The organism is Helicobacter pylori Shi112 (assembly GCF_000277405.1).
GTDB lineage: Bacteria > Campylobacterota > Campylobacteria > Campylobacterales > Helicobacteraceae > Helicobacter > Helicobacter pylori_C.
In genome coordinates, this window is the sequence record NC_017741.1 from 1 (window position 1) to 16,358 (window position 16,358).

General features: G+C 39.9%; 14 protein-coding genes, 5 tRNA genes and 1 pseudogene. 8 read left to right on the top strand and 12 right to left on the bottom strand.

What is annotated here, in order from left to right:
- Positions 1-10 precede the first annotated feature (10 nt).
- From nusB to HPSH112_RS00020, 4 genes are read right to left on the bottom strand one after another with little or no spacing between them, the layout of a single operon-like run.
- Complete coding sequence (gene nusB, locus HPSH112_RS00005) at positions 11-427, bottom strand: transcription antitermination factor NusB (protein ID WP_000235739.1); 417 nt, start codon at positions 425-427, stop codon at positions 11-13.
- Position 428: 1 nt separating this feature from the next.
- Positions 429-899, bottom strand: coding sequence for a 6,7-dimethyl-8-ribityllumazine synthase (ribH, locus tag HPSH112_RS00010; RefSeq protein ID WP_001165591.1), 471 nt, complete (start codon positions 897-899; stop codon positions 429-431).
- A gap of 9 nt (positions 900-908) precedes the next feature.
- The gene (kdsA, locus tag HPSH112_RS00015) at positions 909-1,739 is read right to left on the bottom strand and encodes a 3-deoxy-8-phosphooctulonate synthase (protein ID WP_000858167.1); all 831 of its coding nucleotides are present in this window, start codon (positions 1,737-1,739) and stop codon (positions 909-911) included.
- Positions 1,726-2,391, bottom strand: coding sequence for a carbonic anhydrase (locus HPSH112_RS00020; RefSeq protein ID WP_000642966.1), 666 nt, complete (start codon positions 2,389-2,391; stop codon positions 1,726-1,728). Before HPSH112_RS00020 ends, kdsA begins: the two co-directional genes overlap by 14 nt.
- Positions 2,392-2,512: 121 nt before the next feature.
- On the opposite strand from HPSH112_RS00020, the gene pyrF reads away from it, so the two are divergent.
- Together pyrF and panC are read left to right on the top strand one after the other, a co-directional pair.
- Positions 2,513-3,196: an orotidine-5'-phosphate decarboxylase gene (gene pyrF / locus HPSH112_RS00025; RefSeq protein WP_001175360.1), complete on the top strand. Its 684-nt coding sequence runs from the start codon at positions 2,513-2,515 to the stop codon at positions 3,194-3,196.
- On the top strand, positions 3,197-4,027 hold the full coding sequence (gene panC / locus HPSH112_RS00030) for a pantoate--beta-alanine ligase (RefSeq protein WP_001201978.1): 831 nt from the start codon (positions 3,197-3,199) through the stop codon (positions 4,025-4,027).
- A gap of 13 nt (positions 4,028-4,040) precedes the next feature.
- On the opposite strand, the gene HPSH112_RS00035 is transcribed toward panC, so the two are convergent.
- The 8 genes and pseudogenes from HPSH112_RS00035 to groES all read right to left on the bottom strand — a co-directional run bounded on the left by HPSH112_RS00035 (position 4,041) and on the right by groES (position 9,361).
- Positions 4,041-4,116 (bottom strand) — tRNA-Glu (locus HPSH112_RS00035).
- 63 nt (positions 4,117-4,179) lie between these two features.
- Positions 4,180-4,256, bottom strand: a tRNA-Asp gene (locus HPSH112_RS00040).
- A gap of 40 nt (positions 4,257-4,296) precedes the next feature.
- Positions 4,297-4,372: transfer RNA gene (locus tag HPSH112_RS00045), tRNA-Val, on the bottom strand.
- 41 nt (positions 4,373-4,413) lie between these two features.
- A tRNA-Glu gene (locus tag HPSH112_RS00050) sits at positions 4,414-4,488 on the bottom strand.
- 10 nt (positions 4,489-4,498) lie between these two features.
- Positions 4,499-4,574 (bottom strand) — tRNA-Lys (locus HPSH112_RS00055).
- 498 nt (positions 4,575-5,072) lie between these two features.
- Positions 5,073-7,045 (bottom strand): annotated as a pseudogene (gene sabA, locus HPSH112_RS00065) (Hop family adhesin SabA/HopD).
- A gap of 296 nt (positions 7,046-7,341) precedes the next feature.
- On the bottom strand, positions 7,342-8,982 hold the full coding sequence (gene groL / locus HPSH112_RS00070; protein WP_001040316.1) for a chaperonin GroEL: 1,641 nt from the start codon (positions 8,980-8,982) through the stop codon (positions 7,342-7,344).
- 22 nt (positions 8,983-9,004) lie between these two features.
- Positions 9,005-9,361, bottom strand: coding sequence for a co-chaperone GroES (groES, locus tag HPSH112_RS00075; RefSeq protein ID WP_000671959.1), 357 nt, complete (start codon positions 9,359-9,361; stop codon positions 9,005-9,007).
- Positions 9,362-9,635: 274 nt separating this feature from the next.
- On the opposite strand from groES, the gene dnaG reads away from it, so the two are divergent.
- The 6 genes from dnaG (at position 9,636) to HPSH112_RS00105 (ending at position 16,340) form a co-directional block, all read left to right on the top strand.
- Positions 9,636-11,315, top strand: coding sequence for a DNA primase (gene dnaG, locus HPSH112_RS00080; RefSeq protein ID WP_000601511.1), 1,680 nt, complete (start codon positions 9,636-9,638; stop codon positions 11,313-11,315).
- The gene (locus HPSH112_RS00085; RefSeq protein ID WP_000802571.1) at positions 11,312-12,364 is read left to right on the top strand and encodes an MnmA/TRMU family protein; all 1,053 of its coding nucleotides are present in this window, start codon (positions 11,312-11,314) and stop codon (positions 12,362-12,364) included. Before dnaG ends, HPSH112_RS00085 begins: the two co-directional genes overlap by 4 nt.
- A 91-nt stretch (positions 12,365-12,455) precedes the next feature.
- Entirely contained in the window at positions 12,456-13,283 is an 828-nt protein-coding gene (locus HPSH112_RS00090) for a DUF5718 family protein (RefSeq protein WP_001154896.1), read from the top strand.
- Between the two features lie 147 nt (positions 13,284-13,430).
- On the top strand, positions 13,431-13,712 hold the full coding sequence (locus HPSH112_RS00095) for a TrbC/VirB2 family protein (RefSeq protein WP_001272686.1): 282 nt from the start codon (positions 13,431-13,433) through the stop codon (positions 13,710-13,712).
- On the top strand, positions 13,712-13,975 hold the full coding sequence (locus HPSH112_RS00100; protein ID WP_000584955.1) for a hypothetical protein: 264 nt from the start codon (positions 13,712-13,714) through the stop codon (positions 13,973-13,975). Before HPSH112_RS00095 ends, HPSH112_RS00100 begins: the two co-directional genes overlap by 1 nt.
- Position 13,976: 1 nt before the next feature.
- A complete protein-coding gene (locus HPSH112_RS00105) occupies positions 13,977-16,340 on the top strand; it encodes a VirB4 family type IV secretion/conjugal transfer ATPase (protein WP_000890504.1) in 2,364 nt (787 codons plus the stop codon).
- The last annotated feature ends 18 nt before the right edge of the window (positions 16,341-16,358 follow it).

A 16,358-nucleotide genomic window follows, 5' to 3' on the forward strand; every position in this document is an offset into this window, starting at 1 on the left:
TAAAACACCCTCAATTCAAGGGTTTTTGAGCGAGCTTTTTGCTTAAAGAATCCAAGATAGCGTTCAAAAATTTAGGGGTGTTAGGCTCAGCATAGAGTTTGCCAAGCTCTATGCATTCATTGATGATGATGGGGTTTTGCGTGGGCGTGAAGCCAATTTCATACGCTCCTAAGCGTAAAATCGCCTTTTCCATGCTCCCTAATCGTTTGAAATCCCAGTCTTTTAAATGCGGTTCAATGAGAGCGTCAATTTCATTGATTTTTTCCAACACGCCATTAAAAAGGCTTAAAGCGAAAGCAAGCTGGTTGTTTTTAATCTTTTTTTCTTCTAACATGCTGGAAGCGATTTTTTTAATTTCTTCATTACCGCTTTCAAACGCATACAACAATTCAACCACCGCCCCCCTGGCTTGAGTTCGTGTCGCCATTTTAACCCTTGAGAGTTTGGCACAAGCTCAATAATTCAATGAGAGTGCTCATCGCTTCAAAGCCCTTATTGCCGGCTTTACTGCCCGCTCTTTCAATCGCTTGCTCAACATTGTCCGTGGTCAGCACGCCAAAGCTTACAGGCATGCTGTATTTTAGCATTGCATTGGCAATGCCCTTAGTCGCTTCCGCGCTCACATAGTCAAAATGCGGAGTCCCCCCTCTAATAATCGCTCCTAAAACGCACACGCCATCGTATTTTTCGCTCCCTAACAACCTCTCTAAAATAAAAGGCAATTCATAAGCTCCAGGCACCAGCACGATGTCTAAAAGATTCTCATCGCCCCCATGCCTTTTAAAGCAGTCAATCGCTCCTTCTTGCAATCTGTCTGTGATGATATGATTGAAGCGCGATGTTAAAATAGCGACTTTTTCATTCCCTTGTAAGTGCAATTTCCCTTCTATGATTTGCATGAAATTCCTTTAAAATAAATTTTGGATTTTTAACATGTCGGCTACTAAATGTTCTAGCTCGTCAGGTTTTAGCATGTTCGCCCCATCGCTTAAGGCGTTTTTAGGATCAACATGCGTTTCAGCGAACAACCCATCAATCCCCACCGCCGCCGCCGCTCTGGCTAAAATAGGGGCAAAAGAGCTATCGCCTGAACTTTTCCCGTTCGCTCCCCCTGGCATTTGCACGCTATGAGTAGCGTCAAAAATCACAGGGGCAAACTCTCGCATGATTTTTAAAGAGCGCATATCCACCACTAAATTCCCATACCCAAAGCTGCTCCCCCTTTCACACAGCCACACGCCATTTTTTAACGCTGTTTCATAAGTGGGGTTTTGAATGCTACTATCTCTCGTTTTAAGGGCTTTTAGAACGGAATATTGCATGTCTTTTGGGTTCATGAATTGCCCTTTTTTAATATTGATAATGGCGTTAGTTTGGCTCACTTCTACAATCAGATCCGTTTGGCGGCACAAAAACGCCGGGATTTGTAAAATATCCGCTACTTTGGCCGCTGCGCTTGCTTGATAGCTCTCATGCACATCGGTTAAAATTTTATAGCCAAATTCATCTTTGATGGTTTGTAACATTTCTAAGCCTTTTTCTAAACCAGGCCCTCTGTAACTCTCTAAACTCGTGCGGTTCGCCTTATCAAAACTCGCTTTAAAATAAAAATCCAACCGCTCGTTGTTGGCTAGGGGCTGTAATTTAGTAGCGATACTTCTTAGATTTTCTAAGCTCTCAATGACGCATGGGCCGGCGATTAAAACGGATTTAGGGGTTTTTGTTTTAGAAGTTTTCATGACTTTTCCTTTGTTTAATGGTTTCTTCAATCGGCTCAAAAAAATGGCTTTCAAAATTATAATTATAAATCCTGCCTGTTTCTATGATGTAGTGCCAACCAAAAATTTTTAGTTCGTTATTCATCACTCTTTCTTGAATGAAATCATAGCTTAAGAGGTTGTTGAGTTGCAAGCGCACATTCAAACGCTCTGTAAGCCATGAACGCTTGGCGAAATGACTGCTGAATTGCGGGTGGTTTTTTAACTCTTCTTTAATGGGCTCTAAAAATTGTATCCAGTCTGCAATGTAAGGGGTTTTAGCTTTGGTGGTTTCATCATTAATCAAATGAATGCTCCCGCAAGCCCCACAATCGCTATGCCCGCAAATAATTAAATTTTGAATGCCCACATGCACGATAGCGTATTCAATGCTCGCCATAGTAGAAAGGGACTCCTTATAGCTTGTTTTAGGAGGGATCACATTGCCCATGTTGCGAATCGCATACAATTCGCCCGGCTTGGTGCCTGTGATTAGATTAGGCACGACTCGTGAATCCACGCAAGAAATGAACAAAGTGTGGGGCTTTTGCTTGGTTTTTAAGCTCTCATAAAACTCTTTAAGCTCTTCGTATTCATTCTCTTGAAACTCTAACGCTCCTAAAAACGCTTTCACTCTTTAACCCTTAAATCTCATTTGATTAAAATTCGTTTTATTTTTAAAACGCTTATCATAGCTAAAATTCTTGCATTTCTTTTTGTTATAATGGCGTTATTTTACACTTTAAAGGGCTTTCATGCAATTATGTGTCGCATTGGATTTAGAAAAAAAAGAGGACAATCTTTCTTTATTGCAAGAATTAAAGGGCTTAGATTTATGGGCTAAGGTGGGGCTTAGATCTTTTATAAGAGACGGGGCTGTTTTTTTAGATGAAATCAGAAAGATTGATGGGAATTTTAAGATTTTTTTGGATTTGAAGCTCTATGATATTCCTTATACTATGGCAAATGCCGCACTAGAATGTGCAAAATTAGAAGTTGATATGCTCACCGTGCATTTAAGCAGCGCTAAAAGCGCGCTAACAATTTTAATGCAACGCCTAAACGCTCTTAAAAAACGCCCCTTAATCATGGGCGTGAGCACTTTAACCAGCTTTAGCGAAGAGGAATTTTTGAGCGTGTATAACGCCCCTTTAAAAACTCAAGCGATCAAGTTAAGCGTTATGGGTAAAGAGAGCGGGATTGATGGGGTGGTGTGTTCGGTGTTTGAAAGTTTGGCGGTTAAAGAGGCTTTGGGTAAGGGCTTTTTGACTTTAACCCCTGGCATCAGGCTGGATAAAAATGATAAAGAAGATCAAGAAAGGGTAGCGAACGCTAAAGAGGCCAAACAAAATTTAAGCGATTTTATCGTGGTGGGCCGCCCCATTTATCAGGCTAAAGAGCCTAGAGAAGTGGTTTTAGAGCTTTTAAAGGATTGTTAAATGCGAGCGTTAGAAACGATTACCGCTTTAAGAGAATATCGTAAAAGTTTGAAAGAAAGCGTGGGGTTTGTGCCGACTATGGGGGCTTTACACAAAGGGCATCAAAGCTTGATAGAAAGGAGTTTGAAAGAAAATTCCCACACGATAGTGAGTGTTTTTGTCAATCCCACGCAATTTGGGGCTAACGAAGATTTTAGCGCTTACCCTCGCCCTTTAGAAAAGGATTTGGCCTTGTGTGAAGGATTGGGCGTTAATGCGGTGTTTGTGCCTAAAACGAGCGAAATGTATCCCTATGAAATAGAGCAACGCTTAAAACTCTACGCCCCTACATTTTTATCCCACTCTTTAGAGGGAGCAATGCGTGAGGGGCATTTTGATGGGGTTGTTCAGGTCGTGTTAAAATTGTTCCATCTTGTTAATCCCACTAGAGCGTATTTTGGCAAAAAGGACGCCCAACAGCTTTTAATCATCCAGCATTTAGTCCAAGATTTGCTTTTAGACATTGAAATAGTGCCATGCGAGATTGTGCGCGATAGCGATAATTTGGCTTTAAGCTCTAGGAATGTGTATTTGAATGCAACACAAAGAAAACAAGCCCTAGCCATTCCAAAAGCTCTAGAAAACATCAAGCAAGCCATAGATAAGGGCGAAAAAGCGTGCGAAAAGCTTAAAAAACTAGGGCTTGGAATTTTAGAAACCTTGGAAGTGGATTATTTGGAATTTTGCAACCACAAGCTAGAGCCTTTAAAAACCATAGAGCCAACTAACACGCTGGTTTTAGTGGCGGCTCGTGTGGGTAAAACCAGGCTTTTAGACAATTTATGGGTGTAGTTTGGAATTTTTGTGGCGACCCTTGAAAGATTTGAACTTCCGTTTCCACCGTGAAAGGGTGGTATCCTTGGCCACTAGATGAAAGGGTCATTTTTAACGATTGACTATTATATTGGAAATAAAGCGTAGGAAATGATTTAAAAAGCGCTTGGTGGCGGAGCGGACGGGACTCGAACCCGCGACCCCCTGCGTGACAGGCAGATATTCTAACCAGCTGAACTACCGCTCCCTATCCAAACTCCATAGCCTAAAAATGCATGCTTTAGTCATGGTGGTCGCTATAAGACTCGAACTTATGACATCTACCTTGTAAGGGTAGCGCTCTACCAACTGAGCTAAGCGACCAAAATATTGAGATAAAATCCAACTAAACCCGTATAAAAGAGTGGTGACTCCTAGGGGATTTGAACCCCTGTAACCACCGTGAAAGGGTGGTATCCTAACCACTAGATGAAGGAGCCACGATGCTCATGGTGACCCGTGTTGGATTTGAACCAACGGCCCATTCCTTAAAAGGGAATTGCTCTACCAGCTGAGCTAACGGGTCTCACAAAAAAACATAATGATACAATTTTTTTTAACGCTTGTCAAGAATAATTGAAAAATATTGCGGTTTTCATAGAAACGAAACGCTCTTAAAACGGCATGACAGCTTTTTGCTTAAATAAAAAACTTGGTTGCGCTTAATGCTGTAAGGATCACAATAAACGCCATGCGTTTTGGTTATTGGTTAGTATTGTTTTTGGGGTTTTTAAAAAGCTTTGTTTTTATCAAGATCTAACAAATATTATTGGGATTTAATGCTTTTTTTGTTTAAAAAATTTCATTTTTAAAAAATGGTATTTTGTTTTATTGTTTTAGATCTTATTTTGTTGTAAAACGCATTTTCTTAAGTTTTATTTTATTTTCTTAAAGGGATAGGAAGCGCTTTGAAACCATTCTCTCCCCTACACTCACAACTAAAATCCCCCAAAAAAAAGAGGGTTTAAAAAAGAAAAGCCTTAAAGAAATCCCTTAAAAAGGGAGTTTCACAAAGAGTCAAGCATTAGTAAGCGAACACATAATTCAAATACACGCTATAGAGCCTGCGGTATTGGAGTTGAGTGCCTAGCAAAGAATAGTAATTTGTGTTGATCGTGGGGATCTTCACGCCTAATTCCACGCCATGCTGAGCCGCATGATCGCTTGTTTTTTTCTTATTCCTAGCGAGGTTCATTCTCAAGCCCAAGTTGAATAAGAATTGGAAATTCGCCACATTCATTTTAGCGCTATAGAAATTATTGAATGTCGCTAAATTCACATATTGAGAATTAAGCCACGAAGTGCCGGCTAAGGCGATACCCCCAAACACCCCAAAAGAAATCTTGCTGTTTTTGGTGGCTTTATCATTGATAAAGTTATAGAGGGCATCTGTTCCTACCCCATAAGTGAACACATCAGAAGCCGAATTGAAAAAGCTGGATTTGATATAAGCGTGGTTGTAATCAAAAAAGCCGTAATACCTAGCCCCCCATCGTTTCTTTTCACCAAAAAATTGTTTATACCCTATTTGCACACCGATCCCATTCATCGCGCCGTTGTTGGTTTGAGAGCTGATTAATCCAATGCGTCTGAAAGGGTTATGCCCTAATTCTTGCGTGGCGCTTAATAATTGCGAATAAGCGCTTTGGTTGAGTTGGTAAACGGTCTTTAAGCCCTCGGGGTTATTAGGGTTAGTGGATTGGCTTATCAAATTTTTAAGGAATGGGGAATTAGGCGTGTTTGAAGCGGTCGTGGTGATGCTGTTATAAGTGTTGTTTAAATTGCTAAGGCTGCCTCTAAAATCAAGTATAGTGCGTGCAAGCAACTCAGACTGCTTTATTTGCTCTGCTTGAGTGCCAAAATGCGCAAGGCTGTTATTTAAAGCCGTTATCGTCTCTTCTACATAGGCGCAACCTGCCCCCCAAGTGTTAGCAGTAACCCCTTGACTAGGCGTTGTGCCATCTGTTTTGCATGATGCCAAGTAGTTTGTGATAAAATGGCTTGGGATAGTGCCAAGGTCATTTTTCATTTGATTGGCCAGACTGAGCATCTTGGCTTGCGCTTGTACGCGATTGAGCATGTTTTGAGCGAAAGCCCTATCAGAAGAGGTGTAAGGATTGAAATCTTGTGGCGCGTTTTGATTGTTTTGCTGGTTAGTGTTAAGGATTTGAGCTTGCGTTACGATTTTTGATCATGCTAGTAACGGCACTAAACTCAGTGGCAAAAACCTGACACACATTCCCTTTCGTATCTAAATTCCACGGTGCACCTCCATTTTGTCCTTGTTTGTGATTTACCCATGGGCAGTTTGTAGTGAGGACGCTTATCATGTTATTGGCTTCTTGCAAAAGGGCTTGAGCGTCATTAGTAGTAGTAGTTTTACTAGATCCATTAGTTTGTGTTGTTACTTTTACTTCTATCTTTTGATTCGTGTTGTTCAAAGCGGGTACCCCTTGTTTTAACGCTTGTTGAAGAACTTGATAAGCTTGATTAAGCGTTTTAAAATTCTCAATGGATAAAGGGCCGCTAACTCCGTTGTCATAACCGGTTAAATTACAATTAATGGAACTTGAATTGTGTCCTGGTTGGTTCTCAAAGGTTACGCTTGATTGCCCACTCTGACCAGGACCGCATTGGACATTATAGGCTATCACATTCCACAGCCCCACCGCTGCATTGAGCACCAAATACACCGCTTGATACGCGGGGGAATTGTCTTTTTCGCCAGTCAAACCCTGCGTGTTTGCTTTTAAATTATCGATCGCAGCATTGATTTCTGAAGGGTTGTTCGCGTTCGTTACCGCCTGATTGAGATTGTTAAAATTGTTTAAAAGATTGCTCAAATTTTCATAAGTGTCTGAAAGTCTCTTCAATTCGCCGGTGTTTTTCACCATTTGAGCGACTTCACCGATTTGATAGCCTGCACTTATAAAAAAGCCGTTGTCTTCAGCGTGGAGCAAAAACGAGAGAGAGAGAGAGTAAAAGGGTTTTTTTCATGTTTTTTCCTTTTTAAATTAAATGGTTAGGTAAATCCTAAGTTCTATAAAAGCTTGAGATGTTATCACAAGATTTCGTTAATATAGCATGAATTGATAAGATTTTTGCGCTAATGGGGCGTTTTGTTGTTTCAAAAAAAAAAAAGGTTTTTTGGTGTTTTGGAAACATTTTAAATATTGAAAAGGGGGTTAAAATTAGGTTTTGTCTTTTTGTTGTGCGTTTTATTTTTAAAACGAGCGGTTTTGTCAAATAAAAGCCCCCAAAAAGAGGGCTTTTATCAAGAAAAGCAAGGGGGCTTACATCATGCCACCCATGCCTCCCATACCGCCCATGCCTCCCATATCAGGCATTGCTGGGGTTGCTTTTTCTTCTTTGATTTCATGCACGGTGGCTTCTGTGGTTAAAAGCAGGCTTGAAACCGAAACCGCATTTTGTAGAGCGATCCTTTCTACTTTTAAGGGGTCAATAATGCCTTCTTTAAACATATCCACATACTTGCCATTGCTAGCGTTAAAACCAAAATGCCCTTCGTGTTTTTGCACTTCATTCACGACCACACCGCCATCATAACCGGCATTGATAGCGATTTGGGCTAGTGGGGCTTTAATGGCGCGCATGATGATTTCATAGCCCACTTTTTCATCATCGTGTAAATTCAAATGCACTTTTTGAGCCGCGCGAATGAGAGCCGCACCGCCGCCAATAACAATGCCTTCTTCAACAGCCGCTTTAGTCGCGCTCAACGCGTCATCAACCCGGTCTTTTTTCTCTTTCATTTCCACTTCACTCGCAGCGCCCACTTTAATCACAGCCACACCGCCAGAGAGTTTAGCCAATCTTTCTTGCAATTTTTCTTTGTCATAATCGCTTGTCGTGCTTGCAATTTGGGTTTTGATTTGTGCGACTCTGTCTTTGACATCATGGCTATGGCCTTTGCCATCTACGATTGTGGTGTTGTCTTTGTCAATCACAATCCTTCCGGCTTTGCCTAAAAACTCCACTTCAGCGTTTTCTAAAGTCAAGCCTAATTCTTCGCTAATAACTTGACCGCCGGTTAAAACAGCGATGTCTTTGAGCATTTCTTTTCTTCTGTCCCCAAAGCCTGGAGCCTTAACCGCTGCGATATTCAACACGCCTCTTAATTTATTCACCACTAGAGTCGTTAAAGCTTCGCCCTCAATGTCTTCAGCGATGATTAAAAGCGGTTTGCCCTCTTTCATGGTTTTTTCTAGTAGCGGGAGAATGTCTTTCATGCTAGAGATTTTTTTATCCGTTAAAAGGATGTAAGCGTTATCCAATTGAGCGGTCATTTTCTCAGCATTTGTTACAAAATAAGGGGAGAGATAGCCTCTATCAAATTGCATGCCCTCTACGACATCTAATTCATCTTCAATGCCCTTAGCTTCTTCAACGGTGATCACGCCGTCTTTACCCACTTTTTCCATAGCGTCAGCGATGAGTTTCCCGATATTGTGATCAGAGTTTGCAGAAATGGTCGCTACTTGGGTGATTTCTTCTTTACCGCCTACTTTTTTGCTCGCTTTTTTAAGCTCATTAATAATGGCTTCAGCGGCTTTATCCATGCCTCGTTTCACTTCAATAGGGTTAGCCCCAGCCGTGATATTCCTCAAACCCTCTTTAAAAATGCTATAAGCAAGCACGGTCGCTGTGGTCGTGCCATCGCCGGCAGCATCAGCGGTTTTGCTCGCTACTTCTTTAACGAGTTGAGCGCCCATGTTAGCCACCGGGCAACTTAATTCAATCTCTTTAGCCACGCTCACGCCGTCTTTGGTGATGCTTGGAGCGCCATAGCTTTTTTGGATCAACACATTCCTACCTCTTGGCCCCATGGTTACTTTGACAGCGTCATGGAGTTGTCTCACGCCTTCAAATAAAAGGTTTCTTGCACTATCTGAAAATTTGATTTCTTTTGCCATTTTGTATCCTTAATAATGTTTTTTAGTGTTTTTTGTGATCATGACAGCAAGATTCATGCTCTTTAGCATGTTTATGGTCATGACTATTTGTATGACAACAAGAGCCTGAGCTCACAATACCTAGAATGTCTTCTAGTTCTAGCACCATGTATTCAACGCCGTCTAAAACGATTTCTGCGCCTTTGTATTTGCCAAAAGCGATCACATCGCCTTCTTTAACGCATTTGCAACCCTCGCTGATTTTATGGCTAACCGCTTTGACTACGCCCATTAAAGGCTTTTCTTTAGCGTTATCAGGGATGATGATGCCTGAACTGGTTTTATTCTCTTCTTCAAGTCTTTCTACTAAGACCCTTTCTCCTAATGGTTGAAACTTCATTTCAGTTCTCCTAAGTTTTGATAAATAAAATAGAAAATTAGCGCTTAATATTCTTAAGCGACACAACTATAGCGCATTTTTAGGGATAAGTCAAGCCATAAAAACAAAGCTAATAATATAACTATAAGGATTATTAAGTCTATTTGTATAAAGTTTCATTAGTTTAAAAATATAAGGATTAGAAAAGGGGGCGTTATCAACAAAGATTTTTTAATTGAGTATAATTCATTCAAGCGAGTTACAACAAGAAAGCAAGATGAAGAAAGCATGAAAAATGATTCTTAAAAGTTCCATTGATCGCCTTTTGCAAACGATAGATATTGTAGAAATCATTAGCTCTTATGTGGATTTGAGAAAATCAGGTTCTAATTACATGGCTTGTTGCCCTTTTCATGAAGAAAGGAGCGCGAGTTTTAGCGTCAATCAAGTTAAAGGGTTTTACCATTGCTTTGGGTGTGGGGCGAGCGGGGATAGCATTAAATTTGTGATGGAATTTGAAAAACTTTCGTTTGTGGAAGCGTTAGAGAAATTAGCCCACCGATTCAATGTGGCTTTAGAGTATGACAAAGGCGTTTATTACGATCATAAAGAAGACTACCACCTTTTAGAAATGGTGAGCTCGTTGTATCAAGAAGAGCTTTTTAACGCCCCGTTTTTTTTGAATTATTTGCAAAAAAGAGGGCTTAGTATAGAGAGTATAAGAGCGTTTAAATTAGGCTTATGCACGAATAGAATTGATTACGGCATTGAAAATAAAGGCTTGAATAAGGACAAACTCATTGAATTAGGCGTGTTAGGCAAGAGCGATAAAAAGGATAGAACCTATTTGCGCTTTTTGGATCGCATCATGTTCCCTATTTATAGCCCTAGCGCTCAAGTGGTGGGCTTTGGAGGGCGCACCTTAAAAGAAAAAGCGGCCAAGTATATCAATTCGCCCCAAAATAAGCTTTTTGATAAATCCAGTTTGCTCTATGGCTACCATTTGGCTAAAGAACACATCTACAAACAAAAGCAAGTCATTGTAACAGAGGGGTATTTGGATGTGATTTTATTGCATCAGGCGGGTTTTAAAAACGCCATAGCCACGCTTGGGACAGCTTTAACGCCATCGCATTTGCCCTTGCTTAAAAAAGGCGAGCCAGAAATCCTCTTAAGCTATGATGGGGATAAAGCAGGGCGAAATGCAGCCTATAAAGCGAGCTTGATGTTGGCTAAAGAGCAAAGGAGGGGAGGGGTGATTCTCTTTGAAAACAACCTGGATCCAGCGGATATGATCGCTAATGGCCAGATTGAAACCTTAAAAAATTGGCTATCGCGCCCCATGGCTTTTATTGAATTTGTTTTAAGGCACATGGCGGGTTCTTATCTTTTAGACGATCCTTTAGAAAAAGATAAGGCCCTTAAAGAAATGTTAGGGTTTTTAAAAAACTTTTCCTTGCTTTTACAAAGCGAATACAAGCCCTTAATCGCTTCTCTTTTGCAAGCGCCTTTGCATGTTTTAGGGATTAGAGAGCGAGTCTCTTTTCAGCCTTTTTACCCCAAAACAGAAAAACCTAATCATGCTCAAAAGTTGGTTAATGCTCCTAGCACGCTCAGTTTGGAATTTTTAGAAAAATTAGTGATCCGCTATCTTTTAGAAGACAGAAGCTTGTTGGATTTAGCGGTGGGTTATATCCATAGTGGGGTATTCTTGCATAAAAAACAAGAATTTGACGCTTTGTGTCAAGAAAAATTGGACGACCCTAAATTAGTTGCGTTATTATTAGATGCGAATTTACCCCTAAAAAAAGGGGGTTTTGAAAAGGAATTGCGTTTGTTGATTTTGCGCTATTTTGAGCGGCAACTCAAAGAAATCCCTAAAAGCTCGCTCCCTTTTAGCGAAAAAATGATCTTTTTAAAAAAGGCTCGCCAGGCCATTATGAAATTAAAACAAGGAGAATTAGTCGCCATATGAAACCAATAAAAGCTTTAGCCTTATTTAGTGGGGGGTTGGATAGTTTGTTGTCTATGAAATTGCTCATTGATCAAGGCATTGAAGTGAGCGCTTTACACTTCAATATAGGGTTTGGGGGGAATAAGGATAAAAGAGAGTATTTTGAAAACGCCACCGCGCAAATCGGGGCTAAGCTCTTGGTGTGCGATATTAGAGAGCAATTTTTTAACGATGTGTTGTTCAAGCCCAAATACGGCTATGGGAAATATTTCAACCCTTGCATTGATTGCCACGCCAATATGTTTAGGAACGCTTTTTATAAAATGCTTGAATTGAACGCAGATTTTGTTTTGAGCGGGGAAGTGTTGGGGCAACGCCCTAAATCCCAAAGGAAAGAAGCGCTAAATCAGGTGAGGAAATTAGTCAGAGAAGTGGGCGAAGAGGCGCGTTTTGATCCCATTTTAGACAGAACGCAAGCAAGCGGTGAGAAACCGCAATTTTTAGATGAGTTGTTATTGCGACCCATGAGCGCGAAACTATTAGAGCCTACTTTCATGGAAAAAAAGGGCTGGGTTGATAGAGAAAAACTTTTAGATGTGAGCGGTAGGGGGCGAAGCAGGCAATTGCAAATGATTAAAGATTACGGCTTGAAATATTATGAAAAGCCAGGTGGGGGGTGCTTGCTTACGGACATTCAAGTGAGCAATAAGATTAAGAATTTGAAAGAATACAGAGAAATGGTGTTTGAAGACAGCGTGATTGTCAAAAACGGGCGTTATTTTATCTTGCCCAATAACGCTCGTTTGGTGGTGGCAAGGAATGAAGAAGAAAACCATAAACTAGACATTCAGCACCCCTTAATGGATAAGATTGAATTACTAAGTTGTAAAGGCCCTTTGAGTTTGGTGGATAAAAACGCCAGCAAAGAAGATAAAGAATTGGCCGGCCGTATCGCTTTAGGCTATGCTAAGACTTTAAAAAATCAAGCTTATCTCATTCAAATAGGGGATGAAAAGCGCGAACTTTACCCTTTGGATAAAGAGAGCGCTAGAGAGTATTTGTTTGCTTGAAGGGGAGTTTTTTGAGGGTTTTAGGGGTTTTCTTTTATGCTATAATGAAAAAAGCTCTAATCAGCGTTAGGCTGTTTTTTAGGAGGTTTGCATGCAAGAGTTTTTAGGTTTTGGTGTGGTGGGGAATTTTGCAGGGCATTTGGAACAAGCGGGAGAGAGTCATAGTTTTATTAACATGAAAAGCGAAGAAAAGGACGCCCCTAAGGGGTTATTCCCTTTTTATATCCCGTATGAGAATTGCTATTTGGGGCGTTGTTGCATTGATAACCATAAGATTATTTTGCCTAACGATCCAAATTTAAGGGTGCAAGCAGAGCCAGAAATCGCTTTAGAATGCGATGTTAAATACGATGAAAAACATTTCGTTACTAAGCTTGTGCCTAATTTTTTCATGGCGTTTAACGACACTTCTGTGCGCAATTTGGACGCCACAAAACTCTCCCAAAAAAAGAATTTTTCACCGGCTTCTAAAGGCATGGGGAAGAAATTGCCTATTGATAGGTTTGTTTATGGGGGGGTGTGTAACAATTTCTCTATCGCGTCTTTTTTGAAATACAATAATGTTTGGCGCATTTATGGGGAAAACAGCAAATTGATCAAATACGAGTTTTTCTACCAGAAACTGCTAGACTGGATCAAAGATAGGCTCAATTACCAACAAGATGGCGACTCTTTAGAGGCTCTAAGACCTTTTTTAGAGCACCATAATTTCCCCACTAAAATGATTTTTGCGATAGGGGCTACCCCTTATATGCCCTTTGCTCAAGAGCATTTTTTGCAAAAAGGCGATGAGGTGGCGATTGTTGCTTACAACCATTTGCAATATAGTTTTGAAAAGATTCAAAACCTCTTAGAAGAGAACGCCCTACAAACCAAAGAACACGCTAATCTTTCTTATGTCTATCAAATCGTAGAATAGTAAGGCTTTTACCTCTTTAGCTTTGCTTTTTTACCCCTTTTAAAGATAAAAGCCACCCCTTTTGACCCCTTTTAGGGAGTTTTTATGGTTTTTTTGAGATAATAAAGCATTATAAAGTTAATTAAAATTAAACAGAAGGGTTTTGATATGTCCGCTCATTTTTTAAAAATCATTTTTTTAGTAGGCATGTGCGTTTCAAGTTTGTTCGCTGAAGGTTTAGAGGGGTTTTTTAACGCCCTAGAAGCCCAGCTCAAAAGCCCCATCGCTAAGGGGATTTTAATGGTGATTTTCATAGGGATCGCTATTTATGTGTGGAGGAATTTAGACCGGTGGAAAGAGATTTTATTCACGATCCTTGGCGTGGTGTTTGGGATTTTTTTATTCTTTAAAGCCCCGAGTTTAGCGAATTGGTTCATGGGAATTTTTTAATGATTATCCTGTCAGCGAGCGTGAAGAATCTGCGTGAAATTTCGGTTAAAGAAAAATTTTTATGGCTGAACGCTAAGTCTTATTTGATTTCTGTTTTTGCGCCTTTTATTTTGCTCCCTTGGATTGATTTGTTGAGCGCTTTTTTATTGTATTTAGGGTTTTTAGCGCTCTTTAGCGTGCTGGAATTTTTTGATGAAGATATTGCAGATATTATTATTGCTAGAAGTAAAATAAAGACTAAAACCAAATGTTATAGAGCGTAGAATGTTAGAAAAGCTTTTGAGCGCCATCAAACAAAAAGTTTCAAACTATTTTTTAGGGGTTTTGCCTAAAAGCTATTCTATGAGCGAAGAAAACAACATTTTAGGCTTGTATGATGAGCATTTTTTGCTCACTAAAAACGAAAACTTAGTGGGTATCCTCCGTTTAGAGGGGGTGAGTTACACCCATTTAAGTACAGAGCAATTGCAAGATCTCTTCACCGAGCGCCAAATGGCGTTGGATTCTTTAGAAAAAGTCGTGGCGCGCCTTGTGGTTAAAAGGCGCAAAATTGATCACCAACAAAACATTCAATCTGATTCTAAATACTTGCAAGCGATTTTGAATCAATTTGAAAATAAAGAAGTGTATGAAAATCAGTATTTTTTAGTTTTAGAAAGTGCGCATTCTTTACAAGGCGTTTTAGAGCATAAGAAAAAATCTCTTATGCATGCCAATAGGGAAAATTTTAAGGACATCCTCTCTTATAAAGCGCATTTTTTGCAAGAAACTTTAAAAAGCTTAGAAATCCAGCTCAAAAACTATGCCCCCAAACTCTTAAGCTCCAAAGAGGTTTTGAATTTTTATGCGGAATACATTAACGGGTTTGATCTCCCTTTAAAGCCCCTAGTAGGGGGGTATTTGAGCGATAGTTATATCGCTAGTTCTATCACTTTTGAAAAAGATTATTTCATTCAAGAAAGCTTTAATCAAAAAACCTATAACCGCTTGATTGGCATTAAAGCTTATGAGAGCGAGCGCATCACTTCTATAGCGATCGGAGCGCTTTTGTACCAAGAAACGCCCTTAGACATTATCTTTTCTATAGAGCCTATGAGCGTCAATAAAACGCTGAGTTTTTTAAAAGAGAGGGCCAAATTTAGCATGTCCAATCTCGTTAAAAACGAGCTGCTAGAATACCAAGAACTAGTCAAAACCAAACGCCTATCCATGCAAAAATTCGCCCTAAACATTCTTATCAAAGCCCCTAGTTTAGAGGATTTAGACGCTCAAACAAGCTTAGTTTTAGGGCTTTTATTTAAAGAAAACCTAGTGGGCGTTATAGAAACTTTTGGCTTGAAGGGGGGGTATTTTTCCTTTTTCCCTGAACGCATCCATTTAAACCACCGCTTGCGTTTTTTAACCTCTAAAGCCCTAGCGTGTTTAATGGTGTTTGAAAGGCAAAATTTAGGTTTTAAGGCTAATTCATGGGGGAATAGCCCTTTGAGCGTGTTTAAAAATTTGGATTATTCCCCTTTTTTATTCAATTTCCACAACCAAGAAGTGAGCCACAACAACGCTAAAGAAATCGCTAGAGTGAATGGGCATACTCTAATCATAGGGGCCACTGGGAGCGGTAAAAGCACGCTGATTAGTTTTTTAATGATGAGCGCTTTGAAATACCAAAACATGCGCCTTTTAGCTTTTGACAGGATGCAAGGGCTGTATTCTTTCACAAAATTTTTTAAAGGGCATTACCATGACGGCAAATCTTTTAGCATCAACCCCTTTTGTTTAGAGCCTAATTTGCAGAATTTAGAATTTTTGCAATCCTTCTTTTTGAGCATGTTTGATCTTGCCCCTTCAAGGGATAAAGAAGCCTTAGAAGACATGAATGCGATTTCTGGCGCGATTAAGAGCCTTTATGAGACCTTATACCCTAAAGATTTTAGTTTGCTAGATTTTAAAGAGACGCTTAAAAGAACCTCATCTAACCAATTGGGCTTGAGTTTAGAGCCGTATTTGAATAACCCCCTTTTTAACGCTTTGAATGACGCATTCAACTCCAACGCTTTTTTAAATGTGATAAACCTAGACACCATCACCCAAAACCCTAAAGACTTAGGGCTTTTAGCCTATTATTTGTTTTATAAAATTTTAGAAGAGTCCAGGAAAAACGACAGCGGTTTTTTGGTTTTTTTAGACGAGTTTAAATCCTATGTGGAGAACGATTTATTGAACGCTAAAATTAACGCTTTAATCACGCAAGCCAGAAAAGCTAATGGCGTGGTGGTGTTGGCTTTGCAAGATATTTACCAATTAAGCGGGGTTAAAAACGCTCATAGTTTTTTGAGCAACATGGGGACTCTTATTTTGTATCCGCAAAAAAACGCTAGGGAGTTGAAACACCACTTCAATGTGCCTTTGAGCGAAACTGAAATTTCTTTTTTAGAAAACACCCCTTTGTATGCCAGGCAGGTTTTAGTCAAAAATCTGGGTAATAGGAGTTCTAACATGATTGATGTGAGTTTGGAAAGTTTGGGGCGTTATTTGAAAATCTTTAATTCAGACTCTAGCCATGTGAATAAAGTGAAAGCGTTACAAAAAGACTACCCTACAGAGTGGCGTGAGAAACTTTTGAAGAGCTAGTTTTAAAAAGTTAGTTTT

Bases quoted from the DNA above. Each gene is read 5' to 3' on its own strand.
- HPSH112_RS00100 (WP_000584955.1), top strand. From the start codon at position 13,712: ATGATTATCCTGTCAGCGAGCGTGAAGAATCTGCGTGAAATTTCGGTT.
- HPSH112_RS00090 (WP_001154896.1), top strand. From the start codon at position 12,456: ATGCAAGAGTTTTTAGGTTTTGGTGTGGTGGGGAATTTTGCAGGGCAT.
- groL (WP_001040316.1), bottom strand. From the start codon at position 8,982: ATGGCAAAAGAAATCAAATTTTCAGATAGTGCAAGAAACCTTTTATTT.
- kdsA (WP_000858167.1), bottom strand. From the start codon at position 1,739: ATGAAAACTTCTAAAACAAAAACCCCTAAATCCGTTTTAATCGCCGGC.
- groES (WP_000671959.1), bottom strand. From the start codon at position 9,361: ATGAAGTTTCAACCATTAGGAGAAAGGGTCTTAGTAGAAAGACTTGAA.
- HPSH112_RS00095 (WP_001272686.1), top strand. From the start codon at position 13,431: ATGTCCGCTCATTTTTTAAAAATCATTTTTTTAGTAGGCATGTGCGTT.
- panC (WP_001201978.1), top strand. From the start codon at position 3,197: ATGCGAGCGTTAGAAACGATTACCGCTTTAAGAGAATATCGTAAAAGT.
- HPSH112_RS00085 (WP_000802571.1), top strand. From the start codon at position 11,312: ATGAAACCAATAAAAGCTTTAGCCTTATTTAGTGGGGGGTTGGATAGT.
- HPSH112_RS00105 (WP_000890504.1), top strand. From the start codon at position 13,977: ATGTTAGAAAAGCTTTTGAGCGCCATCAAACAAAAAGTTTCAAACTAT.
- nusB (WP_000235739.1), bottom strand. From the start codon at position 427: ATGGCGACACGAACTCAAGCCAGGGGGGCGGTGGTTGAATTGTTGTAT.
- pyrF (WP_001175360.1), top strand. From the start codon at position 2,513: ATGCAATTATGTGTCGCATTGGATTTAGAAAAAAAAGAGGACAATCTT.
- ribH (WP_001165591.1), bottom strand. From the start codon at position 899: ATGCAAATCATAGAAGGGAAATTGCACTTACAAGGGAATGAAAAAGTC.
- dnaG (WP_000601511.1), top strand. From the start codon at position 9,636: ATGATTCTTAAAAGTTCCATTGATCGCCTTTTGCAAACGATAGATATT.